The sequence below is a fragment of the Leucobacter musarum subsp. musarum genome (genome assembly GCF_001273845.1).
GTDB classification, from domain to species: Bacteria; Actinomycetota; Actinomycetes; order Actinomycetales; family Microbacteriaceae; genus Leucobacter; species Leucobacter musarum.
This window is the reverse complement of record NZ_JHBW01000065.1, coordinates 382,147-398,783: the sequence shown is the minus strand read 5'-3', so window position 1 is coordinate 398,783 and position 16,637 is coordinate 382,147. Positions and strand designations below refer to the sequence as shown.

Below are 16,637 nucleotides of genomic sequence, written 5' to 3'. Positions count from 1 at the left end.
CCCCCCCCCCCCCCCCCCCCGCCCCTACCCCCGACCCCACCCCGACCTCTTCGCGACCCCACCCCACGCGCCCCGTCCCCATCTCGAGCGCACCAGTTTCTCCCGAGCGCACCCGATCTGCGCCGGTGCGATCGCACGAAACCGGTGCGTTCGAGAAGCCATCGCTCACCCTGCACGCTGCAGCAGTCTCACGAGATGCGCATCGTGAGACTGCGCGGGTCGCCCGGGCACACGGATGCCGTGCGCGGCGAGCACCCCGGCCAACCCTTCGAGGGTTCTGCTGTCATGGGATTCCAGGCGCACGAGCGGCTTGCCGGTATGAGCCGTGATTCCATGATGTCGCCGCTTTTCGGCGAAGAACGCCTGTTCGGGAGTTCCGCCGTTCAATGAGGAATCGAGATATTTCGCTCGGCCGTCGCACTCGATGAAAACCTGCGCATCGACGAGTTCAAGGTCGACGAAGTACCGTCCGAGCTGCGGCACGACAACTTCGACCTGCAATCGCACCTCGAATCCGAGCTGCACGAGCCGAAAACGTGCGGCACTCTCGAACGGAGAATCGGCTCGCGGGTCAGCGAGGAGTCGCAACGCGCGAACTGCTCGGACTCCGCGGCGTTCACTCGACGTTTCCGCGATCCTGCGCATGCTCGATTGCCATGCGTGCCATGCGGCATCGTCGACCACCTGCCCGCGCCGGGCGCGTGCACGGAGCGTCGCATCGGCGCACGCGAGGGCGAGTGAGAATCGTTCGGTTCGTGCAAGGTCGGCGACCGCGCGTTCGGCCCGCGTAACTCGCACCCCTTCGAGTTCCTCGACGTCTGCAGCATGCACGTGGCTGCGGTGCCGCACGATCGCGGGTGTGGCTCCGCCTCGCCCTCCCGGCTGACCCAGTACATGTACGCGTCGAGTGTCAGGAATCGCTGCGCGCGCCGCTCCGCACACCCAGTCGCTCCATGCCGGGAGTCCGTGCAACACCGCCGCCGACCGATGCGAAAACGTCAGCCGAGAATTCGCCGCGCGCTGCGCCGCGACGATTGCGGAAAGGTGCTGCGACTCGGGAACCGAGTTTCGCCAATACTCCCCCGCGACGTACCACCCCGCCCTCAGGCGAACGAAGTCGCCATGCGCGACCGCAAGCGCCAGGCCACGGGCGGTGACGCCCGAACGCGCGAGTTGGTTGCTGGAGGTGAGCGCGTCGGTTGCCCGCGTCAGTCGTCTGCCGAGATCATCCACCTGACGAGCATGCGGCACGTGACCGGGCGGGCGTCGGGTATCCACAGCTTTTGACCCAGCTGGCGGCCGGAGACAGGCATGTGAGCGGATCACCTGCGCCACGAACGCACCACTTTCGGCCGAGAGGACCGCCCCTATGAGGGTGCGCTCGGGAGAAAGCGGTGCGTTCGGTGGAAGGGCGGCGGTCGGGCTCGGGAGAAAGTGGTGCGCTCGAGGAAGGGTAGCGGCGCGGGCGCGCAGCGCCGCCCTAGCGCGCCTCCGCCTCGAACACCACGCGGCCGGCGACAATCGTGGCGGCCGTCGCTGTGGCAAGCACCGCGTCAGCGGGCCCGTCGAACGGGTCACGCGTCGCGATCGCGAGGTCGGCGCGCTCGCCGACACGAATTCGCCCGGCAACTCCGAGCACCAGGCTCGACGAACCGCTGGTGTAGGCCGCCACACTCTCGGCCAGTGTGAGCGCCTGCGCCGGGTCGAGCACCTCAGCAGCACCGGCAGCACCAGCACCAACACCAGCACCACCAACCGCAGACCCCTCAGCCCCCGCCACCGCGTCAGGCCCCGCCGGCAGCGACCGGTTCACGGCGACGTGGATCGCGAGCCACGGGTCGGGCGGCGAGACCGGCCAGTCCGAGCCCATCGCGAGGTCGGCGCCGCCGTCGGCGAGGGTGCGGAACGGGTAGCCGCGCCGCATCCGCTCCTCGCCGATCATGGGGACGACGTGCGGGTCGGGTGCGGCCCAGAGCGCCTGCATGTTCGCGGTCACGCCGAGCGGCCCGAAGCGGCGGGCGTCATCGGGGTGGATCATCGAGAGGTGCGCGACGTGGTGCCGCGGCCCCGGTCCGTTGGCGGCGCGGGCCGCTTCGACGGCGTCGAGTGCCACGCGGATTCCGCGATCCCCCATAATGTGCAGGTGCAGCGCGAATCCGGCGGCGTCGAGCTGCTGTACCAATGCCCGAATGGCCCCCTCCGCGAAGTGCAGTTCGCCCGAGTCGGGCGCGGATTCGGGATCGCCGTGCGAGCAGTAGGGTTCGAGCAGTGCGGCGGTGCCGCCGTGGGGCACCCCGTCGATCATGGCCTTGGCGGTCGACGTCGCGAAGCCGGCCGCCGCGTTTTCGGCGCGCAGCCGCACGAAGCGCTCGACCAGCTCGGGCACGTCGTGCTCGGGCAGACCGGGGGCGATCCACAGCGCGCCCGACACCTGGCTCAGCAGCTCTTCTGATGCGATGAGCTCGCGGTACGCTGCCGAGCAGTCGGCTTTGCCGTTGTACTCGCCGAGAATCGCTTCGTGCCAGCCGGTGATGCCGAGCGACCACAGGTACTCCTGCGCGTTGAGCAGGCCGGCGGCGATCTCGGCGTCGGTCGACGGCGGGATCACCCGGCCGACGAGTTCCGCAGCGGTTTCGTTGAGATACCCGGTCGGCTCCCCCTGCGCGTCGACGTGGATGTGCCCGTTGTGCGGCTGCGGCGTCGCGGCGGTCACGCCGGCGAGCTCGAGCGCACGCGAGTTCACCCAGAGCGTGTGGTGCCCCGCGTCGGAGAGCGCGACCGGGCGATCGGGCACGATGGCGTCGAGCTGCTGGCGGGTGGGGTGCGGAAAGAGTTCGTGACTCCAGCCGCCGCCGGTGATCCAGGCATCTCGGTCGGCACCGGCACCCGCTCCGACACCACCGCCCGTCTCGCGCGCGGCCTCTCGAATCAGCTCCAGCGTCTCATCGACGCTCCGCGCCCCGCTGAGGTCGCAGCTCAGCCGCTCGACCCCGGCGAACGCGGCGTGCACGTGCGCATCGACGAAGCCGGGCGTGATGAGCCCGCCTCGCGCGTCGATCACCCGGGTGCCGGGGCCACGCAGCGCGAGCACGCGCTCATCGGAGCCGACGGCCACGATGCGGCCTCCCCGCACCGCCACACCGGTGGCGTCGGTGCGCACGCGGCCATCGAACACGCGACCGTTCACCAGGCAGAGGTCGGCGGGTGCGGGCTCCGCAGCAGGGTCGTCACGGTGGTCGGTGTGGCTGTCGGTGGGGGTCATATCATCGCTCCTTCGAGATGAGGGTGCCGATTGCGGCGTGATTCAGATGAGCCGGAACACGCGGATGACCACGTGCCCGGTCTCCGGCCTCGCGTACCCGATGAACTGGGATGCGGTGAGCCACTCCAGCTCGGGATGCTCGGTCTGGAAAACGAATGCGGTGCGGTAGTAGAGCGCGTCTTCGCCGACGTGCTCCCCCGCTTCGAGGCGCGCGAGGCCCGCCTCGTCGGTGCGCCAGTATCCGCGGTTCACCACGTCGATCGCGGCCGTCGCACCCCCGCCGAGTTCGGCCTCGATGATGTACCGGGCGTCGAGGCGCACGGTGAGCCCCCGACCGTTCCACCAGTCTCCGCCGCCGGGCAGAATGCGGCCGCGCAGGCGCGGGCCATCGAACGTGCCGCCGGTGATGGGAGCGAAGTGCAGCCCTTCCTCGGGAGTCGATCCGCCGATGGGCAGCGCATCGGCTACGGCGACGCGCAGTTCGAAGCAGTACTCGAACGCGGGCGTGAGCAGGGTGTCGGTCATGCGGGGTCCTTCGGTTCAGAGATGCGGCGACGAGTGCGGCCACGGTCGAGATCGTAGCGAGGTGCGGCGGCGACCGGCCCGGTGAGGGTCGGGATCGCCGACGTGCGACCGAGGCGGCGCCGGCGCGGCACCCACCCCTCACGGGGAATCGAGTCGAGCAGCAGTCGCGTGTACTCGGCCTGAGGATCGTCGAGGATCTGCTCGGCCGTTCCCGCTTCCTCCACGCGCCCCGACCTCATCACGATGACGCCGTCGCACAGTCGCCGAATCACCGTGAGGTCATGGGTGATCATGAGCAGCGCGACACCGGTCTCGCGGCGAATGGTGTCGAGCAGGCTCAGAATCTCGACCTGCGTGGTGACGTCGAGCGCCGAGACGGCCTCGTCGAGCACCAGCACCTCGGGTTCTGCGGCGAGCGCGCGGGCGATGGCAACGCGCTGCCGCTGTCCGCCCGACAGGGCGCGCGGGCGCGCGTCGAGCAGTTCGGGGTCGAGCCGTGCCTGCGCGACGAGCTCGGCGATGCGGGCGGTGATCTCGGACTGCGGTGCCCGCTTACGGTGCACGCGGATCGCCTCGTCGAGGCACTGGCGCACAATTTGGCGGCGGTCGAGCGACTGGTACGGATCTTGGAAGACCATCTGCACGGTTTTCGCCCGTGCACGGCGCTCCGTTCCGCGGCGCGCCGGCGTACTCCAGTCGTCACCGGCGACGATGACCGTGCCGGCATCGGCGCGTTCGAGGCCGCAGATGATGCGCGCGGTGGTCGATTTGCCCGATCCCGATTCACCGACGATGCCGAGCGACCCGCCGGCGTGAAGTACGAATGCGACGTCGTCGACGGCGACGAACGTTTCGCGGGCGCCCCCGGCTCCCCGTACGCGGAAGGTCTTGCGCAGACCCGCAACCTGCAGAATCGGCTCGGGCGCGTGCTCGGGCTCAGGCGCGGAAGCGGACGCAGCGATCCCAACCTCCTGCGCAGCCTCAGCCGATACCGCCCGCGCCGTCCCATCGCCCAGTGACGCCGACATGAGCACGCGGGTGTACTCTTCGCGGGCGTCGGCGCGCATGGTGCGGGCGTCGAGGGTCTCGATGGTGCGCCCCTGGCGCATCACGGCGACGCGGTCGCAGACGGCGCCGGCGAGCGCGAGGTCGTGGGTGATGAACAGCAGTGAGAGCCCGCGATCGCGACGGAGGTCACCGATGAGCGCCATCACCTCTTCTTGGGTGGTGACGTCGAGCGCCGTCGTGATCTCGTCGGCGAGCAATATCTCGGGGTCCATGGCGAGCGTCGCCGCGATCATGACGCGCTGCAGCAGCCCGCCCGAGAGCTCGGCGGGATACTGGCGCAGTCGCCGAACGGGGTCGGTGATGCCGACCTCGTCGAGCAGTTCGGTCGCCCGCCGCGCTGCCGCGTCGGGACGCACGCGCCCGACGGTCACCTGCGCCTCCGTGAGAAAGTCGCCGATGGTGCGGAGCGGGTTGAGGTGCGCCCGGGGCGTCTGAAAGATCATGCCGAGGCGGCGCGCACGCAGTTCGCGCAGTTCGGCGGGCGGGGTGCGCTCGAGGTCGTGGCCGAGCAGTCGCACGGTGCCGCCGGTGCGGAAGTGCGCCGGGAGCAGGCCGGCGACGGCGCGGACCGAGAGGGTCTTGCCCGATCCCGATTCACCGACCAGGCCGACGGCCTCGCCAGCTCCCACGGTCAGCGTGCAGTCGTGTACGAGCGGATGCTCGGGCGTCGCGATGGAGAGGTGGTCGAGCTCCAGTACGGGGGCTGCGGTCATCGTTCCTTCTCCTCTGCCCAGGTGGTGATGCGCGCCCCGATGATGCTCACCGAGAGCACGGTGATGACGACGAGGATCGCAGGGTACATCGACTGCTCGGGCGCTCCGGCGAGAATGCCGGCCTGCCCGCTCGCGATCATCGATCCCCAGTCGGCGGCGGGCGGCTGCTCGCCGAGCCCCAGGAATGAGATCGCGGCGAGGTCGAGCATGGCGTACCCGAATCCGACCGCGACCTGCGCCGCGACCACCGGGATGAGCGCGGGCACGAGGTGCCGGAAGCAGATCGCGAGACTCGAGACGCCCTGCACGCGGAGTGCGGCGATGTACGGTTTGCCGAGTTCCCGAGACGCCGCGGTCTGCGTGAGCCGGGCGACGACGGGAATGTAGGCGATCGACAGCGCGATCACGGGTGCGACCACGCCCTTGCCGAACATCGCGACGGCGAGCACCGCGAGCACGAGGCCCGGAATGGCGAAGATGACGTCGATGACGCGGGCGATCGTGCCGCGGACGACCCCGCCGAACCAGGCGGCGACAATGGCGAGCGCCGAGCCGAGCACCGTCGAGAGCAGCACGACTGCGATCGGCGCGATCACGCTCGTGCGCGCGCCGGCGAGCACCCGGGAGAGGATGTCTCGCCCGACGTCATCGGTGCCAAACGGGTGCGCCAGCGAACCCACCCCGTTGATGTCGCCCACCGAGAGTTCGTTGGGGTCGTATGAGGCAACTGACGGGCCGAGTGCGGCGGCCAGCGCGACGAGGCCGAACACGACCAGAGCGATACGGAACAGCCAGTCGGCGCGTGCCGCCCGCTGCACCGCGCGCGGGGTGCGCCCCGCGGCGAGTTGTGCGACGCTCATGCGATCCTCCCGGACCCGACGCTATCGGGGTCGATCAGGGCGCTCACGAGGTCGGCGACCGCGTTGAGCACGACGAAGATGGTGACGAGCAGCAGAGACACCAACTGCACGACGGGCAGGTCTTTGCGGGCGGCGGCCTCGGTGAGCAGGGATCCGATGCCGCCGAGGCCGAACGCCTGCTCGGCGATGGCCGACGCGGCGAAGAGCCCGGCGACCGTCGTACCCGAGATCGCGAGAATCTGCGGAGCCGCGTTGCGAAACACGTGCACCCGGAAGATGCGACCGCGCGGAATGCCGCGCACGCGTGCGGTTTCGACGTGTTCGGAGTGCAGCTGGGCCACCAGCGAACTGCGGGTCACGCGACTGATGTAGGCGATGAACATGACGGCGAGGGAGATCGCGGGCAGGATCAGGTGCCACACGCGATCCCACCCGCCCGCGCCCTCGCCGTATACCGGGAACCAGCCGAGCGACTTCGCGAAGACCCAGATCAGCAGGATCGCCACGACGAAGGTCGGCAGCGCCATGCCGAGCGCCGTCAGCAATCCGATCGCTCGATCGACCCGGGGCCCGCGGGTCGCCGCGAGCACTCCCGAGCCGACGCCCGCGAACAGGATGATCACGACGGTGAGCAGCACCAGTTGCAGGGTGACCCCGAATCGCGGTGCGATAAGCGTGAGCACATCGGTCTTGTAAACGAAGGATCGCCCGAAGTCGCCCGAGAACACGCCGCCCAGCCACTGGAGGTAGCGCGACCAGATCGGGTCGTCGAGGTGGTACTCCGCACGGATCTGCGCGACCAGGTCGGGGGTCGGCTTCGCCCCGCCCGCGAGTGCCGCGATGGGGTCGCCCGGGGTGAGGAGCAGCGCGGCGTAGATCACGACGCTCGCGAGAAACAGGGTGAGCAGGAGCCCGCCCAGTCGGCTCGCGAGTGCGCGCACGAGTGCGGTGTTCATGGCGATTCTCCGTTCGCGCTGCCCCGACGCATCACTTGCCGCCGAGGTGCAGCGCCCAGGGGCTGCTGTACATGGCGACCGAGCTCGTGATGCCGCTGAGATCGTCGTTCAGGTAGCTCAACTGATAGGCGCCGGCGAGGGTGACCTGCAGCATGTCGGGAGCGAAGATCTGCTGCGCGGCGACGAACTCATCAGCCGCGGTCTGCTCGTCGGTCGCGGTGCGCGCGGCCTGCATGTGCTTAGTCACCTCGTCGTTCTGGTACCCGCTCCAGTTGAAGACGCCGCCGAGATCTTCCGGCAGCATGAAGAGCGTCGGGTAGCCCAGCACGCCCGGAGTCTCGAGATAGCCCTGCGTCGCGACGAAGTCGATGCCCTCTCGGGCCCCGGCGTCGTAGAACATCGCCCCGAAATCGGAGGCCTGCATCTCGTTGATCTCGATGGTGAGCCCGATCTGCTTCGCGGCGCTCTGCACGATCTGCGCGGTGTTCTTGAACTCCGTGGCACCGGCCGGCACGGCGAGCACGAGCGGCCGACTGACGTCTTCGCCGCTGTCGGCGACGAGCTGCTTCGCGGTATCGAGGTCCACTTCGGGGGCCGGCAGCGCGTCATAGCCGGCCTGGTAGGTATCTGCCGCAGCGAGCTCCTGGAAAGTGAACGGCGGCACGATGGTGCGCTGCACCTCGCCCAGCCCACCCAGCACCGTCGAGATGTACTGGTCGCGATCGATCGCGAGACTCAGCGCGCGCCGAATGTCGGGGTTCGCCGCCGGCCCCTCCGACGTCGTGGGCCCGAAGCTGCACGAGGCCGTCGACGGCCCGACGATCAGGCTGCCCGCTCCGTCACCCTCGAATGCGGCGCGCGAGCTCGGCGACACGTTGAGGGCGCCGTCGATCTCGCCCTGCGTGAGCGCGGTCGCGAGCGTCGAGGAATCGGTCACGAAGACGTACGTCAACGACTGCACGAGGGGCGCGCCGTTCCAGTAGTCGGGGTTCGCCGTGGTGACGATCTCGCTGCCCGGCTTCCATCCGCCATCGGCGAGTTCGTACGGGCCGGTGCACATGAGTCCACCGTCAGACGTGCCCAGCGCGTCTCCCGCGCTCGCGCCGTAGGCGGCGCTCATCACCGCGCCGCCCTGCCCGGCGATCGCATCGCGGAATGCCGAGTCGGGCGCGGTGAAGGTGAGCGTCACCTCGCGGTCTCCGGTCGCCGCAATGCTGTCGACGAGCGCGAAGGCGCTGAACCACTGCGACTCGGGCGAGCGATTGCGCTCCAGGCTGTAGACCACGTCGGCCGCGGTCAACGGGGTGCCGTCCCAGAACGTCACGTCATCGCGAAGCTCGATCACAAAGGTCGTGGGGGTCGTCCACTCCGCACTCGTCGCGACCCCGGGCTCGACCGAGAAGTCGGGCTGCAGCGAGAGCAGATTGTCGCAGAGGTTCGGAATGATGAGGTTCGCCGATGACACCGGGTCGAGCGTTGCCGGCTCCCCCTCCAGCACCGACCAGGTGACCTCGTCGACGGGCTGCGTGCCGGCGGGCGTCGAGGCGACAAGGTCGGCCGCACTGATCGGCTTACGGTCACCGCTCGAGGCGGAGTCGCGCGGTGCGCAGGCAGTGAGGCCGAGCAGGGCGACGGCGCCGAGCGCGAGCCCGGCGGTGAGTGCCGTTCGTTTCATGATGCTTCCTTTCGCGGGTGCGACCGGTCGTCGTCGACTCGGCCGCGCGGTTCGGGGTGGATCGGAGATGATCTGGGGTGGCCGTGGCCGATGGCTGCGACCACTGCGCGGTGCCGGCGGTGTCAGCGCAGCACGAAGACGCGCACGCACACTTGCCCGCGGTCGTCGCGCGCGAGCCCGACGAACTGGTGCTCGGCGAGCCAGCGGTGCGCGGGGGCATCGGTCTGGAAGACGGGGGCCGTGCGGAAGTACAGGCCGTCGGTCGTCTCGGGCAGGTCCTCCCCCGCTTCCATGCGGCTCAACAGCTCGGGAGTCGCGCGGAAGTACCCGCGGTTCACGATGTCGATCACCGCTCCGTCATCGGCGCGAATCAGGTAGCGGGCTTCGAGTTCGGCGGTGCCGGATCGCGTGACCGCCCAGTCGCCGCCACCCGAGAGCACCTCCCCGTTCAATGCCGGGCCGCGCACGCTGCCGCCGGTCACCGGGGTGAAGCTCAGCGCCTCGTCGACGCCGCGCCCGATGTGGTGGTCGGGGGCAATCGAGGCGCGGATCTCGAAGACGAACTCGAGACGAGGCGCGGGCAGCTCGGCCAGCACGGCCGGGTCGGTATGCAGGGTGTGAGGATCGAGGGTCATGCGAGGGCTCCGTTCAGCACGGGGAGTTCGATCGCGCAGGCGTCGACGCCTCCCACGATCAGGGTTTGGGTGTTGCGCTCGGTTTCGAGTCCGTCCGTCCAGGGGTCGCGCCCCGTGCCGGGTTGGGGCAGGAACTCGGGGTAGTCGCTGCTCGACACGTGCACGCGCAGCCGATGGCCCGCCCGCAACAGGTAGCCGACGTGGCCGAGATCGACCCGCAGCTCACCCCCGCGTTCGGCTTCGCGCAGCTGCCGCTGCCCGCGGGCGATGCGCAGCGCGGTGCCGTCGGGCGCGACGTCGAGCAGGCGCACGAAGCAGTCGAGCACGGGGCCCGAGGAGCGCACGTTCAGGGTCGCGGTGACGGGGCCCGCCAGCTCGATATCAGTCTGTTGCTCAGGGCCGGTGAAGACGAGCACATCGTCGCGGCTGCCGATCGGAGCCTCGTTCGGCAGGTGGAGCAGATACGAGAAGGCATCGGGAACGGTTGATGGAACCAGGTGGTCGGGGTCGTGCGCCCACTGCAGTTCGCTCGTCGAGGCGGGGCGATCCACCACCAACTCGCCGTCGGCGGTCGCGAACCGGGTCTCGTGCCGCGCATTCGCCGGCGGCCAGACGGTCTCCACGCGCTCCTCGTCGGTGCCCGCCAGGTTCCACACCACGCGCGGAATGTCTTCGGCGGCGCCGTTGCCGCGCACGAACACCTCGAAGAACGCGAGCGCGGGGTCGAGCGTGCGCGGCAGAATGGCGCGGATCTGTGCCTCGGTGCGATCCGGCACCCGATCGCCGGGAGCCTCGATGAGCTGATAACTCTCGTGATCGATCGACTCGATGCGCAGGTGGTGATGCGCGTCCCAGCCCGGCCGCGTGCGAATCTCAGCGACATCGGCCCACGAGAGCGGTGCGCAATTGTCCCACCACCCGATCGTGTGCAGCACCGGCACGGAGCGACCCGCGAATGGACTGCCGGCCGGGAAGCGCGGCAGCGTCACGGGATGCGGCACCCACTGGTCGTACGAGATCGAGCGCGAGCCGGCCCAGGTTTGGAACGCTTCGGCTTGCGCCTCGAAGTCGCGTCGAGACCAGTCGGGCTCCCACAGATAGGTGTCGTTGCCGTGGAAGTGCGTGAGCGGGTACAGATTGGTGATGCCCATCTCGACCGCGCGCTCGCGGGCGTCGGCATCTCTGTGCACCGGTTCGCCGAGCGCGGTGCCGGTGACGCGCGGGGCGATCGCCCGGAGCGCCGAATGCCCGCTCGCCGCCGCAGCCCACTGCGTGTAACCGTAGTAGCTGTCGCCCCACATCGCCACCCGACCGTTCGACCAGGGCTGCGCGACGATCCAGTCCAAGGTGTCTTCACCGTCGCGGACCTCGTTCACGAAGAGCAACGCATCGCCCTCGGAGCGGAACTTGCCGCGCACGTCTTGCGCAACGACGCGGTATCCATGAGCGAGGAAGTACTCGGCGACCAGCGGAATGAACGTGTACTCGCCGCTCTTGTCGTAGGGCAGGCGGATGAGAATCGTATCCCCCGGGGTCGCATCGCGCGCGGCCGGGTCGGCGGTGCCACCGGTGCCTGAGCTCGCGGGCAGATACACGTCGGTGGCGAGGTGCACACCGTCACGGGTGCGCACGCGCTCCTCGGTGGCGAGCGAACTCAGCGGTGCGGCTTCGAGGCGCAGGTAGTCGGCCATGTCACTCCTTCGAGACGGGTCGATGCGGGCAATCGCGCGGTGCGGATGCCGGGTCCGGGCGGTGCCGGTGGGATCACTGTAGGGACGATGTCATTAAATAGTCAAGTCTGACTAGACAATTTTTACTTCGTCGAAATCATCGCTAGTCTTCGAGGAGAGCCTGCACGTGCGGGCCGCGCTGCGAAGCCCCGGCCCCGCCTCAGCGCCCTGCCCCCGCAGCCCGATTCAGAGAGGATTCGCTATGGCACGCCCTTCAGTCGCCGACGAGCGCCGCGAGCAGATCATTGCCGCTACCCTCCAGACGATGGCGCAGCACGGCATCAGCGGCACGACGCTCGATCGCATCGCCGACACCGCCGGCATGTCTCGCGGCCACGTGCGCCACTTCGTCGGCAACCGCGACCGACTGCTGCTCGACACGGCGCGAGCGTTCTACGCCGCCCCGGCGGTGCTGCCCGCCGAGATCGACGATCTGCCGGCCGCGCTCGACTACCTCTTCGGCGACGAGTTCGCGAGCTCGAGCGCCGACAACGCCATCGTGCTCGCGTTCGTCGAGCTTGCGCGATCCTCCCCCGACATCGCCTCCGTGCTCGCCGAGGCCTACGGGTCGGCTCGCGAGCGTCTCATCGAATTCATCGCGGCCGCCCACCCCGGCGCGGGAAGCCTGCTCCACGAAGTCGCGGCTCAGGGCGTATTGACGACCGCGCTCGGCAATGTCTTCATCGGAGATTTCGACCGCGAGCCACAGCGCACCGAACGATCGCGAGCGGCCGTCGACGCGCTACTGGGGGCGCTCGAGCGCCACTGACCGAGCAGCGCAGCGCCTATCGGGAGTTCGCAAGCCCGTTCACCAGGCCGGCGAACGCCGCGAAGGCCTGGTCGGCTGTGGTTTCACCCGCCGCGACTGTGATCGCCGCCTCTCGGAGCGCACCGACGAGCAGCACCGCAGTCATCTGCGCGTCGAGCGCAGCGTCGACCTCTCCGAGACCCCGCGCAATCGCGAGCGTGTCGGCGATGAGCAGGACGCTCGCACCCGAGCCAATCCCGCGCTCAGGCCCATGCTTCACGAGGGTCGGCCCCGACACATGATAGAAGTCGCCGGTGTGCTCGTCGCGAGCCAGATCAAAGAGCACTCGGGCGTGCGCAAGCAGTCGCCCGCTCCAGCTCTCGGCTTCGGACACCGCCTGCAGCGTTCGCTCCACCTGCCGGCGCCCGAGTTCCGCGTAGGCCGCGGCGAGCAGCGCATCGCGCCCGCCGGCAAAATGTGCGTACACCGTGCCCCGGGAGATGCCCGATGCCGCCGACACCCGCTCGATCGTGGCCTCGTGCACTCCCACGTCGGCGATCACCTCGAGGGCGGCGTCGACGAGATCTGCGCGCGTGCGCTGCTGGCGCCGTTCGCGCAGCGTCGCCGCGACGGGGGCTGGGGTGAGTATCTCGGGGACCACAGCACCAGTCTAGGCGAGTCGCGCGACTCTTGTGTATCCTGAGTTCAGTTTCTATACTCCGAGTACAGAATAGTCCCGCACGGCCCAAATTCATGCGGGATCACCACCCAACCCACACACCGAGAGGCCTCATGGTCACCGCCGATCTCACCGCCGCAACCGCACTCGTACGCGCCGCCCTCCCCGCATTCGGTCGCAGTTCCGAGGTCGAACTCACGCTGCTGAAGAACCGCGAGAATTTCGTCTTCGCGTTCAGAGATGCCGAAGACGACTACGTCGCCCGCGTGCACCGCCAGGGGTACCACTCCGATGACGAACTCGCCTGCGAGCTCGACTTCGTGCGCGCACTGCATCGCGCTGGTGTCGCCGTACCCGAGTTCATTGCCGCACCCGACGGTCGCGGCTTCGTCGTCGTCGGCGCCGAAACCGAGGCCGAGTTCGCGAGCGGACCGCATCAGGTCGATCTGCAGCGGCTCGTTCCGAACTCCGGAACGTTCGGCGACGAACGCTCCGCGGTGGCGGGCACGGCGAACCTCGATCCCGCCGACTTCACCGAACTCGGCCGACTCATCGCCGAAGTCCACGACGCCACCGCGAAGTCGGGCTACTCCATGGCGGTACCCCGTGACAACTGGGATCTCGATGGCCTCATCGGGCCGGCCCCCGCCTGGGGCGATCCGCTCCGGCTCGCGGAGCTCGCCGGAGCCGATCGCGCCGTCGTCATCGCCGCGATCGATCGCGTGCGCGAACAGCTCGCAGCCTACGGCACGCCCGCGCACCGCTTCGGCCCGATCCACGCAGACCTCACTCCCGAGAACGTGCTGCGCACGCCCAACGGTCTCGTGCTCATCGACTTCGACGACTTCGCCGCTGGATGGCATCTCTTCGACCTCGCCACCGCCCTCTATTTCTTCACGCCCCACCCCCGCGCCACCGAGTACCGCACGGCACTCTTCTCGGGGTACACCGCGGTGCGCCCCCTCGATGACGCCGACCACGACGTGTTCCCCGCGATCCTGCTCGCACGCGGGCTCACCTATCTCGGCTGGTCGGCCGACCGGCGCGGTGAGCCCACGGCCGAGTGGCACGCGCGCACCGTGCTGCCCCACGTCGTCACACTCGCCCGAGAGCTGATCGACCGCTGAGGCTCGGCGATCCTCACCCTGACCTGACTCTCGCCGCTCTCAGCGCCTCCCAGGTCGCCCACCCATTCACCGTTGCTCACCGCCTCCACCGACAGGACCCTCATGCTCTCCACCACTGCACTCCTCGAGCGCCGTTCGCGCACCCTCGGCCCCTACTCGCCACTGTTCTACGCCGAACCGCTGCACTTTGTCTCCGCCTCCGGCGTCTGGATGACGGAGGCATCGGGCGAACGCTACCTTGACGGATACAACAACGTGCCCCACGTCGGTCACGCGAACGCCCGCGTCGTGCGCGCACTCACTGAACAGGCGGCAACTCTCAACGTGCACACGCGCTACTTGAACGGGCGCGTGATCGACTATGCGGAGCGACTCCTCAGCACATTCGCCCCGCAGCTCGACCGTGTCTTCTTCGGCAACTCGGGGTCGGAGGCCAACGAGCTCGCGCTGCGAATCGCTCGGCAGCTCAGCGGGTCGCAGGGCGTGATCGTCTCCGACTACAGCTACCACGGCACCACGATTACGCTCGCCGAACTGACGACCGGACTGCGCACGCGCGAGCCGCTCGGCGCTCACGTGCGGGCGATCCGCATTCCCGATCTCGACCATGATGCGCGCCCGGAATCAGAGGTGCTTGCCGACGCCCTCGCCTCGGTCGATGCAGCGATCGCGTCACTCGACGAGGCGGGCTTCGGGGTCTCCGCGTGCCTGTTCGACCCGCTCTTCTCCACCGAGGGCATGCCCCGCGTGCCGCGCGGGCTCTTGAGCGGCATCGCCGATCGCGTGCGCGCGGCCGGCGGATTCGTGATCGCCGACGAAGTGCAGAGCGGATTCGGGCGCACCGGCACGCACATGTGGGGTCACGAATACGCCGGACTGGTGCCCGACCTCGTGACGATGGGCAAACCGATGGGCAACGGACACCCCATGTCGGGGGTCGTCACGAGCGAGGCGGTGCTCGATGCGTTCGGATCGCGCAACGAGTTCTTCAACACGTTCGCTGGCAATCCGGTGTCGGCCGCCGTCGGCGAGGCAGTGCTGCTCGAAATGGACGATCGCCGGCTGCGCGAGCAGGCGCACGACCTCGGTCGAATCGCTCGAGCGCGATTCGACGTGTTCGCGGAGCAGTACTCCTGCGTGCGCAGCGCGAAGGGTGCCGGTATGTTTCTCGGCCTGGAGTTCGCGGTCGACGGCGCACCCGCACCCGAGCTCGCGGCACGCGTCGTCGAAGCGATGAAGGCGAAGCGCGTGCTTATCTCGCGGATCGGCCGAGACGAGAGCGTCCTCAAGGTACGCCCGCCGCTCGCCTTCGGCGCCGCCGAACTGCCGGTGCTGCTCGACGCACTCGAGGAATCGCTCGCCGAGGTCGCTCCCGTCTGAATCGAGCTGCGAGCACGCACGGCGGTGAGGTGTATCCTCTCGAAGTACACCGCCGTGCGGGCCGCCCCGAGCAAGACCGCAACCACGGCACCACTGGTTCGGCACAGACCACTACCGCCATAGATGCCGGAGGGACGACACATGACGACTGCAATGACGCAGAACGATGCGCGTTCGAACGCTCCTCGAACACTCGCACCCGACCTCGGCACATTCCGCAGCATGGTCGCGTCGTCATTCGTGCCGTTGCGCGTGTCGACCGAGCACGACGGCCCGTTCTCCGCTCGCATGATCTCGGCCGACGCCGACGACGTCGTGTTCACGGAGGTCGCTGCGCGCCCGCATCTCGTGGAGCGCACCCCTGAAACGATCGCCGATGGGGGCAGCGGGTACTACAAGGTGAGTCTGCTGCTCACCGGGTCGAGCATCCTCGTGCAAGACGGCCGCGAGGTGGTCATGCGACCCGGCGATCTCTCGGTGTACGACACCTCGCGGCCGTACTCCCTGCTCTTCGGCGAAGACTTCCGCAATCTCATCATGATGTTCCCAAAGGATCGCGTCGATCTCCCGATCCCGTTCACGGAGCAACTCACGGCAGTATCGCTCGGCAGGGAGCACAACGGGCTGGCACCCGTGGTGACCGCGTTCCTCTCACAGTTCCCGGCACAGCTCGCCTCGCTCGATTCGCGGGTGCGCGCCAAGCTTGCGCACACGAGCCTCGACCTGATGAGCACGCTCTTCTCCAGCATTCTCGACGCCGACCCCGGGCAGCGCGATCCGCATCAGATTCTGCTGCACAAAATCACCTCGTACATTGAAACTCACCTCGGCGATTCCGATCTCTCGCCGAACAGCATCGCGGCGGCGCATTACATCTCGACCCGGCACCTGCACTCGCTGTTCCGGCAGGCCGAGACCACCGTCTCGACCTGGATTCGCGAGCGCCGACTCGATCGGTGCCGCGCCGACCTGCTCGATCCGGTGCTGCAGGATCGCACCGTCTCGACCGTTGCCGCGCGCTGGGGCTTCACCGATGCCGCCCATTTCAGCCGCGTCTTCAAGGCGGCATTCGGCCTGTCGCCGAGTGAACTGCGCCGCGCCTGACTCGGGCGCTGCGCAACACGTTCGTGTGCCCCTGGGGCGCCTCTTTCGCGTGCCCTCGGCGCGAATGCGCATCGGTTTCGCAACCGTTTCGTGACCCCCGTTGTCGTGCAGCGAACGCCTATTGACTGAGACCGCCAGGCAGCCCGAGGAACCTCCACGGAACTCGCGCCGCTGC

Annotated in this window: 14 protein-coding genes; 4 read left to right on the top strand and 10 right to left on the bottom strand. The window is 68.9% G+C overall.

Annotated features, from left to right (window positions below; translation table 11 throughout):
• Window positions 1-165 precede the first annotated feature (165 nt).
• From CH42_RS04675 to CH42_RS04635, 9 genes are all read right to left on the bottom strand, one after another.
• Complete coding sequence (locus CH42_RS04675; protein ID WP_156322462.1) at window positions 166-1,233, bottom strand: hypothetical protein; 1,068 nt, start codon at window positions 1,231-1,233, stop codon at window positions 166-168.
• Window positions 1,234-1,480: 247 nt separating this feature from the next.
• The gene (locus CH42_RS04670) at window positions 1,481-3,262 is read right to left on the bottom strand and encodes an amidohydrolase (RefSeq protein WP_053352021.1); all 1,782 of its coding nucleotides are present in this window, start codon (window positions 3,260-3,262) and stop codon (window positions 1,481-1,483) included.
• 42 nt (window positions 3,263-3,304) lie between these two features.
• Window positions 3,305-3,787 carry a DUF3237 domain-containing protein gene (locus tag CH42_RS04665; protein WP_053352020.1) on the bottom strand — a complete coding sequence of 161 codons (483 nt, stop codon included), beginning with the start codon at window positions 3,785-3,787 and terminating at the stop codon, window positions 3,305-3,307.
• The gene (locus CH42_RS04660; RefSeq protein WP_053352019.1) at window positions 3,784-5,568 is read right to left on the bottom strand and encodes an ATP-binding cassette domain-containing protein; all 1,785 of its coding nucleotides are present in this window, start codon (window positions 5,566-5,568) and stop codon (window positions 3,784-3,786) included. The genes CH42_RS04665 and CH42_RS04660 overlap by 4 nt, the downstream gene beginning before the upstream one ends.
• Window positions 5,565-6,428 carry an ABC transporter permease gene (locus tag CH42_RS04655; RefSeq protein WP_053352018.1) on the bottom strand — a complete coding sequence of 288 codons (864 nt, stop codon included), beginning with the start codon at window positions 6,426-6,428 and terminating at the stop codon, window positions 5,565-5,567. The genes CH42_RS04660 and CH42_RS04655 overlap by 4 nt, the downstream gene beginning before the upstream one ends.
• The gene (locus CH42_RS04650; RefSeq protein WP_053352017.1) at window positions 6,425-7,384 is read right to left on the bottom strand and encodes an ABC transporter permease; all 960 of its coding nucleotides are present in this window, start codon (window positions 7,382-7,384) and stop codon (window positions 6,425-6,427) included. The genes CH42_RS04655 and CH42_RS04650 overlap by 4 nt, the downstream gene beginning before the upstream one ends.
• Before the next feature lie 31 nt (window positions 7,385-7,415).
• Complete coding sequence (locus CH42_RS04645; RefSeq protein ID WP_053352016.1) at window positions 7,416-9,059, bottom strand: ABC transporter substrate-binding protein; 1,644 nt, start codon at window positions 9,057-9,059, stop codon at window positions 7,416-7,418.
• Window positions 9,060-9,181: 122 nt separating this feature from the next.
• Complete coding sequence (locus CH42_RS04640) at window positions 9,182-9,694, bottom strand: DUF3237 domain-containing protein (RefSeq protein ID WP_053352015.1); 513 nt, start codon at window positions 9,692-9,694, stop codon at window positions 9,182-9,184.
• Window positions 9,691-11,385: a CocE/NonD family hydrolase gene (locus tag CH42_RS04635; protein ID WP_053352014.1), complete on the bottom strand. Its 1,695-nt coding sequence runs from the start codon at window positions 11,383-11,385 to the stop codon at window positions 9,691-9,693. The genes CH42_RS04640 and CH42_RS04635 overlap by 4 nt, the downstream gene beginning before the upstream one ends.
• Before the next feature lie 241 nt (window positions 11,386-11,626).
• On the opposite strand from CH42_RS04635, the gene CH42_RS04630 reads away from it, so the two are divergent.
• Window positions 11,627-12,193: a TetR/AcrR family transcriptional regulator gene (locus tag CH42_RS04630; RefSeq protein WP_053352013.1), complete on the top strand. Its 567-nt coding sequence runs from the start codon at window positions 11,627-11,629 to the stop codon at window positions 12,191-12,193.
• Window positions 12,194-12,209: 16 nt separating this feature from the next.
• On the opposite strand, the gene CH42_RS04625 is transcribed toward CH42_RS04630, so the two are convergent.
• Window positions 12,210-12,833, bottom strand: coding sequence for a TetR/AcrR family transcriptional regulator (locus tag CH42_RS04625; RefSeq protein WP_239683936.1), 624 nt, complete (start codon window positions 12,831-12,833; stop codon window positions 12,210-12,212).
• Window positions 12,834-12,964: 131 nt separating this feature from the next.
• Between CH42_RS04625 and CH42_RS04620 the strand changes: the two genes are divergently transcribed.
• From CH42_RS04620 to CH42_RS04610, 3 genes are all read left to right on the top strand, one after another.
• Window positions 12,965-13,978 (top strand): phosphotransferase enzyme family protein, encoded by a 1,014-nt coding sequence (locus CH42_RS04620; protein ID WP_053352012.1) that lies wholly within the window; start codon window positions 12,965-12,967, stop codon window positions 13,976-13,978.
• Window positions 13,979-14,080: 102 nt separating this feature from the next.
• Window positions 14,081-15,358, top strand: coding sequence for an aspartate aminotransferase family protein (locus CH42_RS04615; protein WP_053352011.1), 1,278 nt, complete (start codon window positions 14,081-14,083; stop codon window positions 15,356-15,358).
• 141 nt (window positions 15,359-15,499) lie between these two features.
• Window positions 15,500-16,462 (top strand): AraC-like ligand-binding domain-containing protein, encoded by a 963-nt coding sequence (locus CH42_RS04610; protein ID WP_053352010.1) that lies wholly within the window; start codon window positions 15,500-15,502, stop codon window positions 16,460-16,462.
• The last annotated feature ends 175 nt before the right edge of the window (window positions 16,463-16,637 follow it).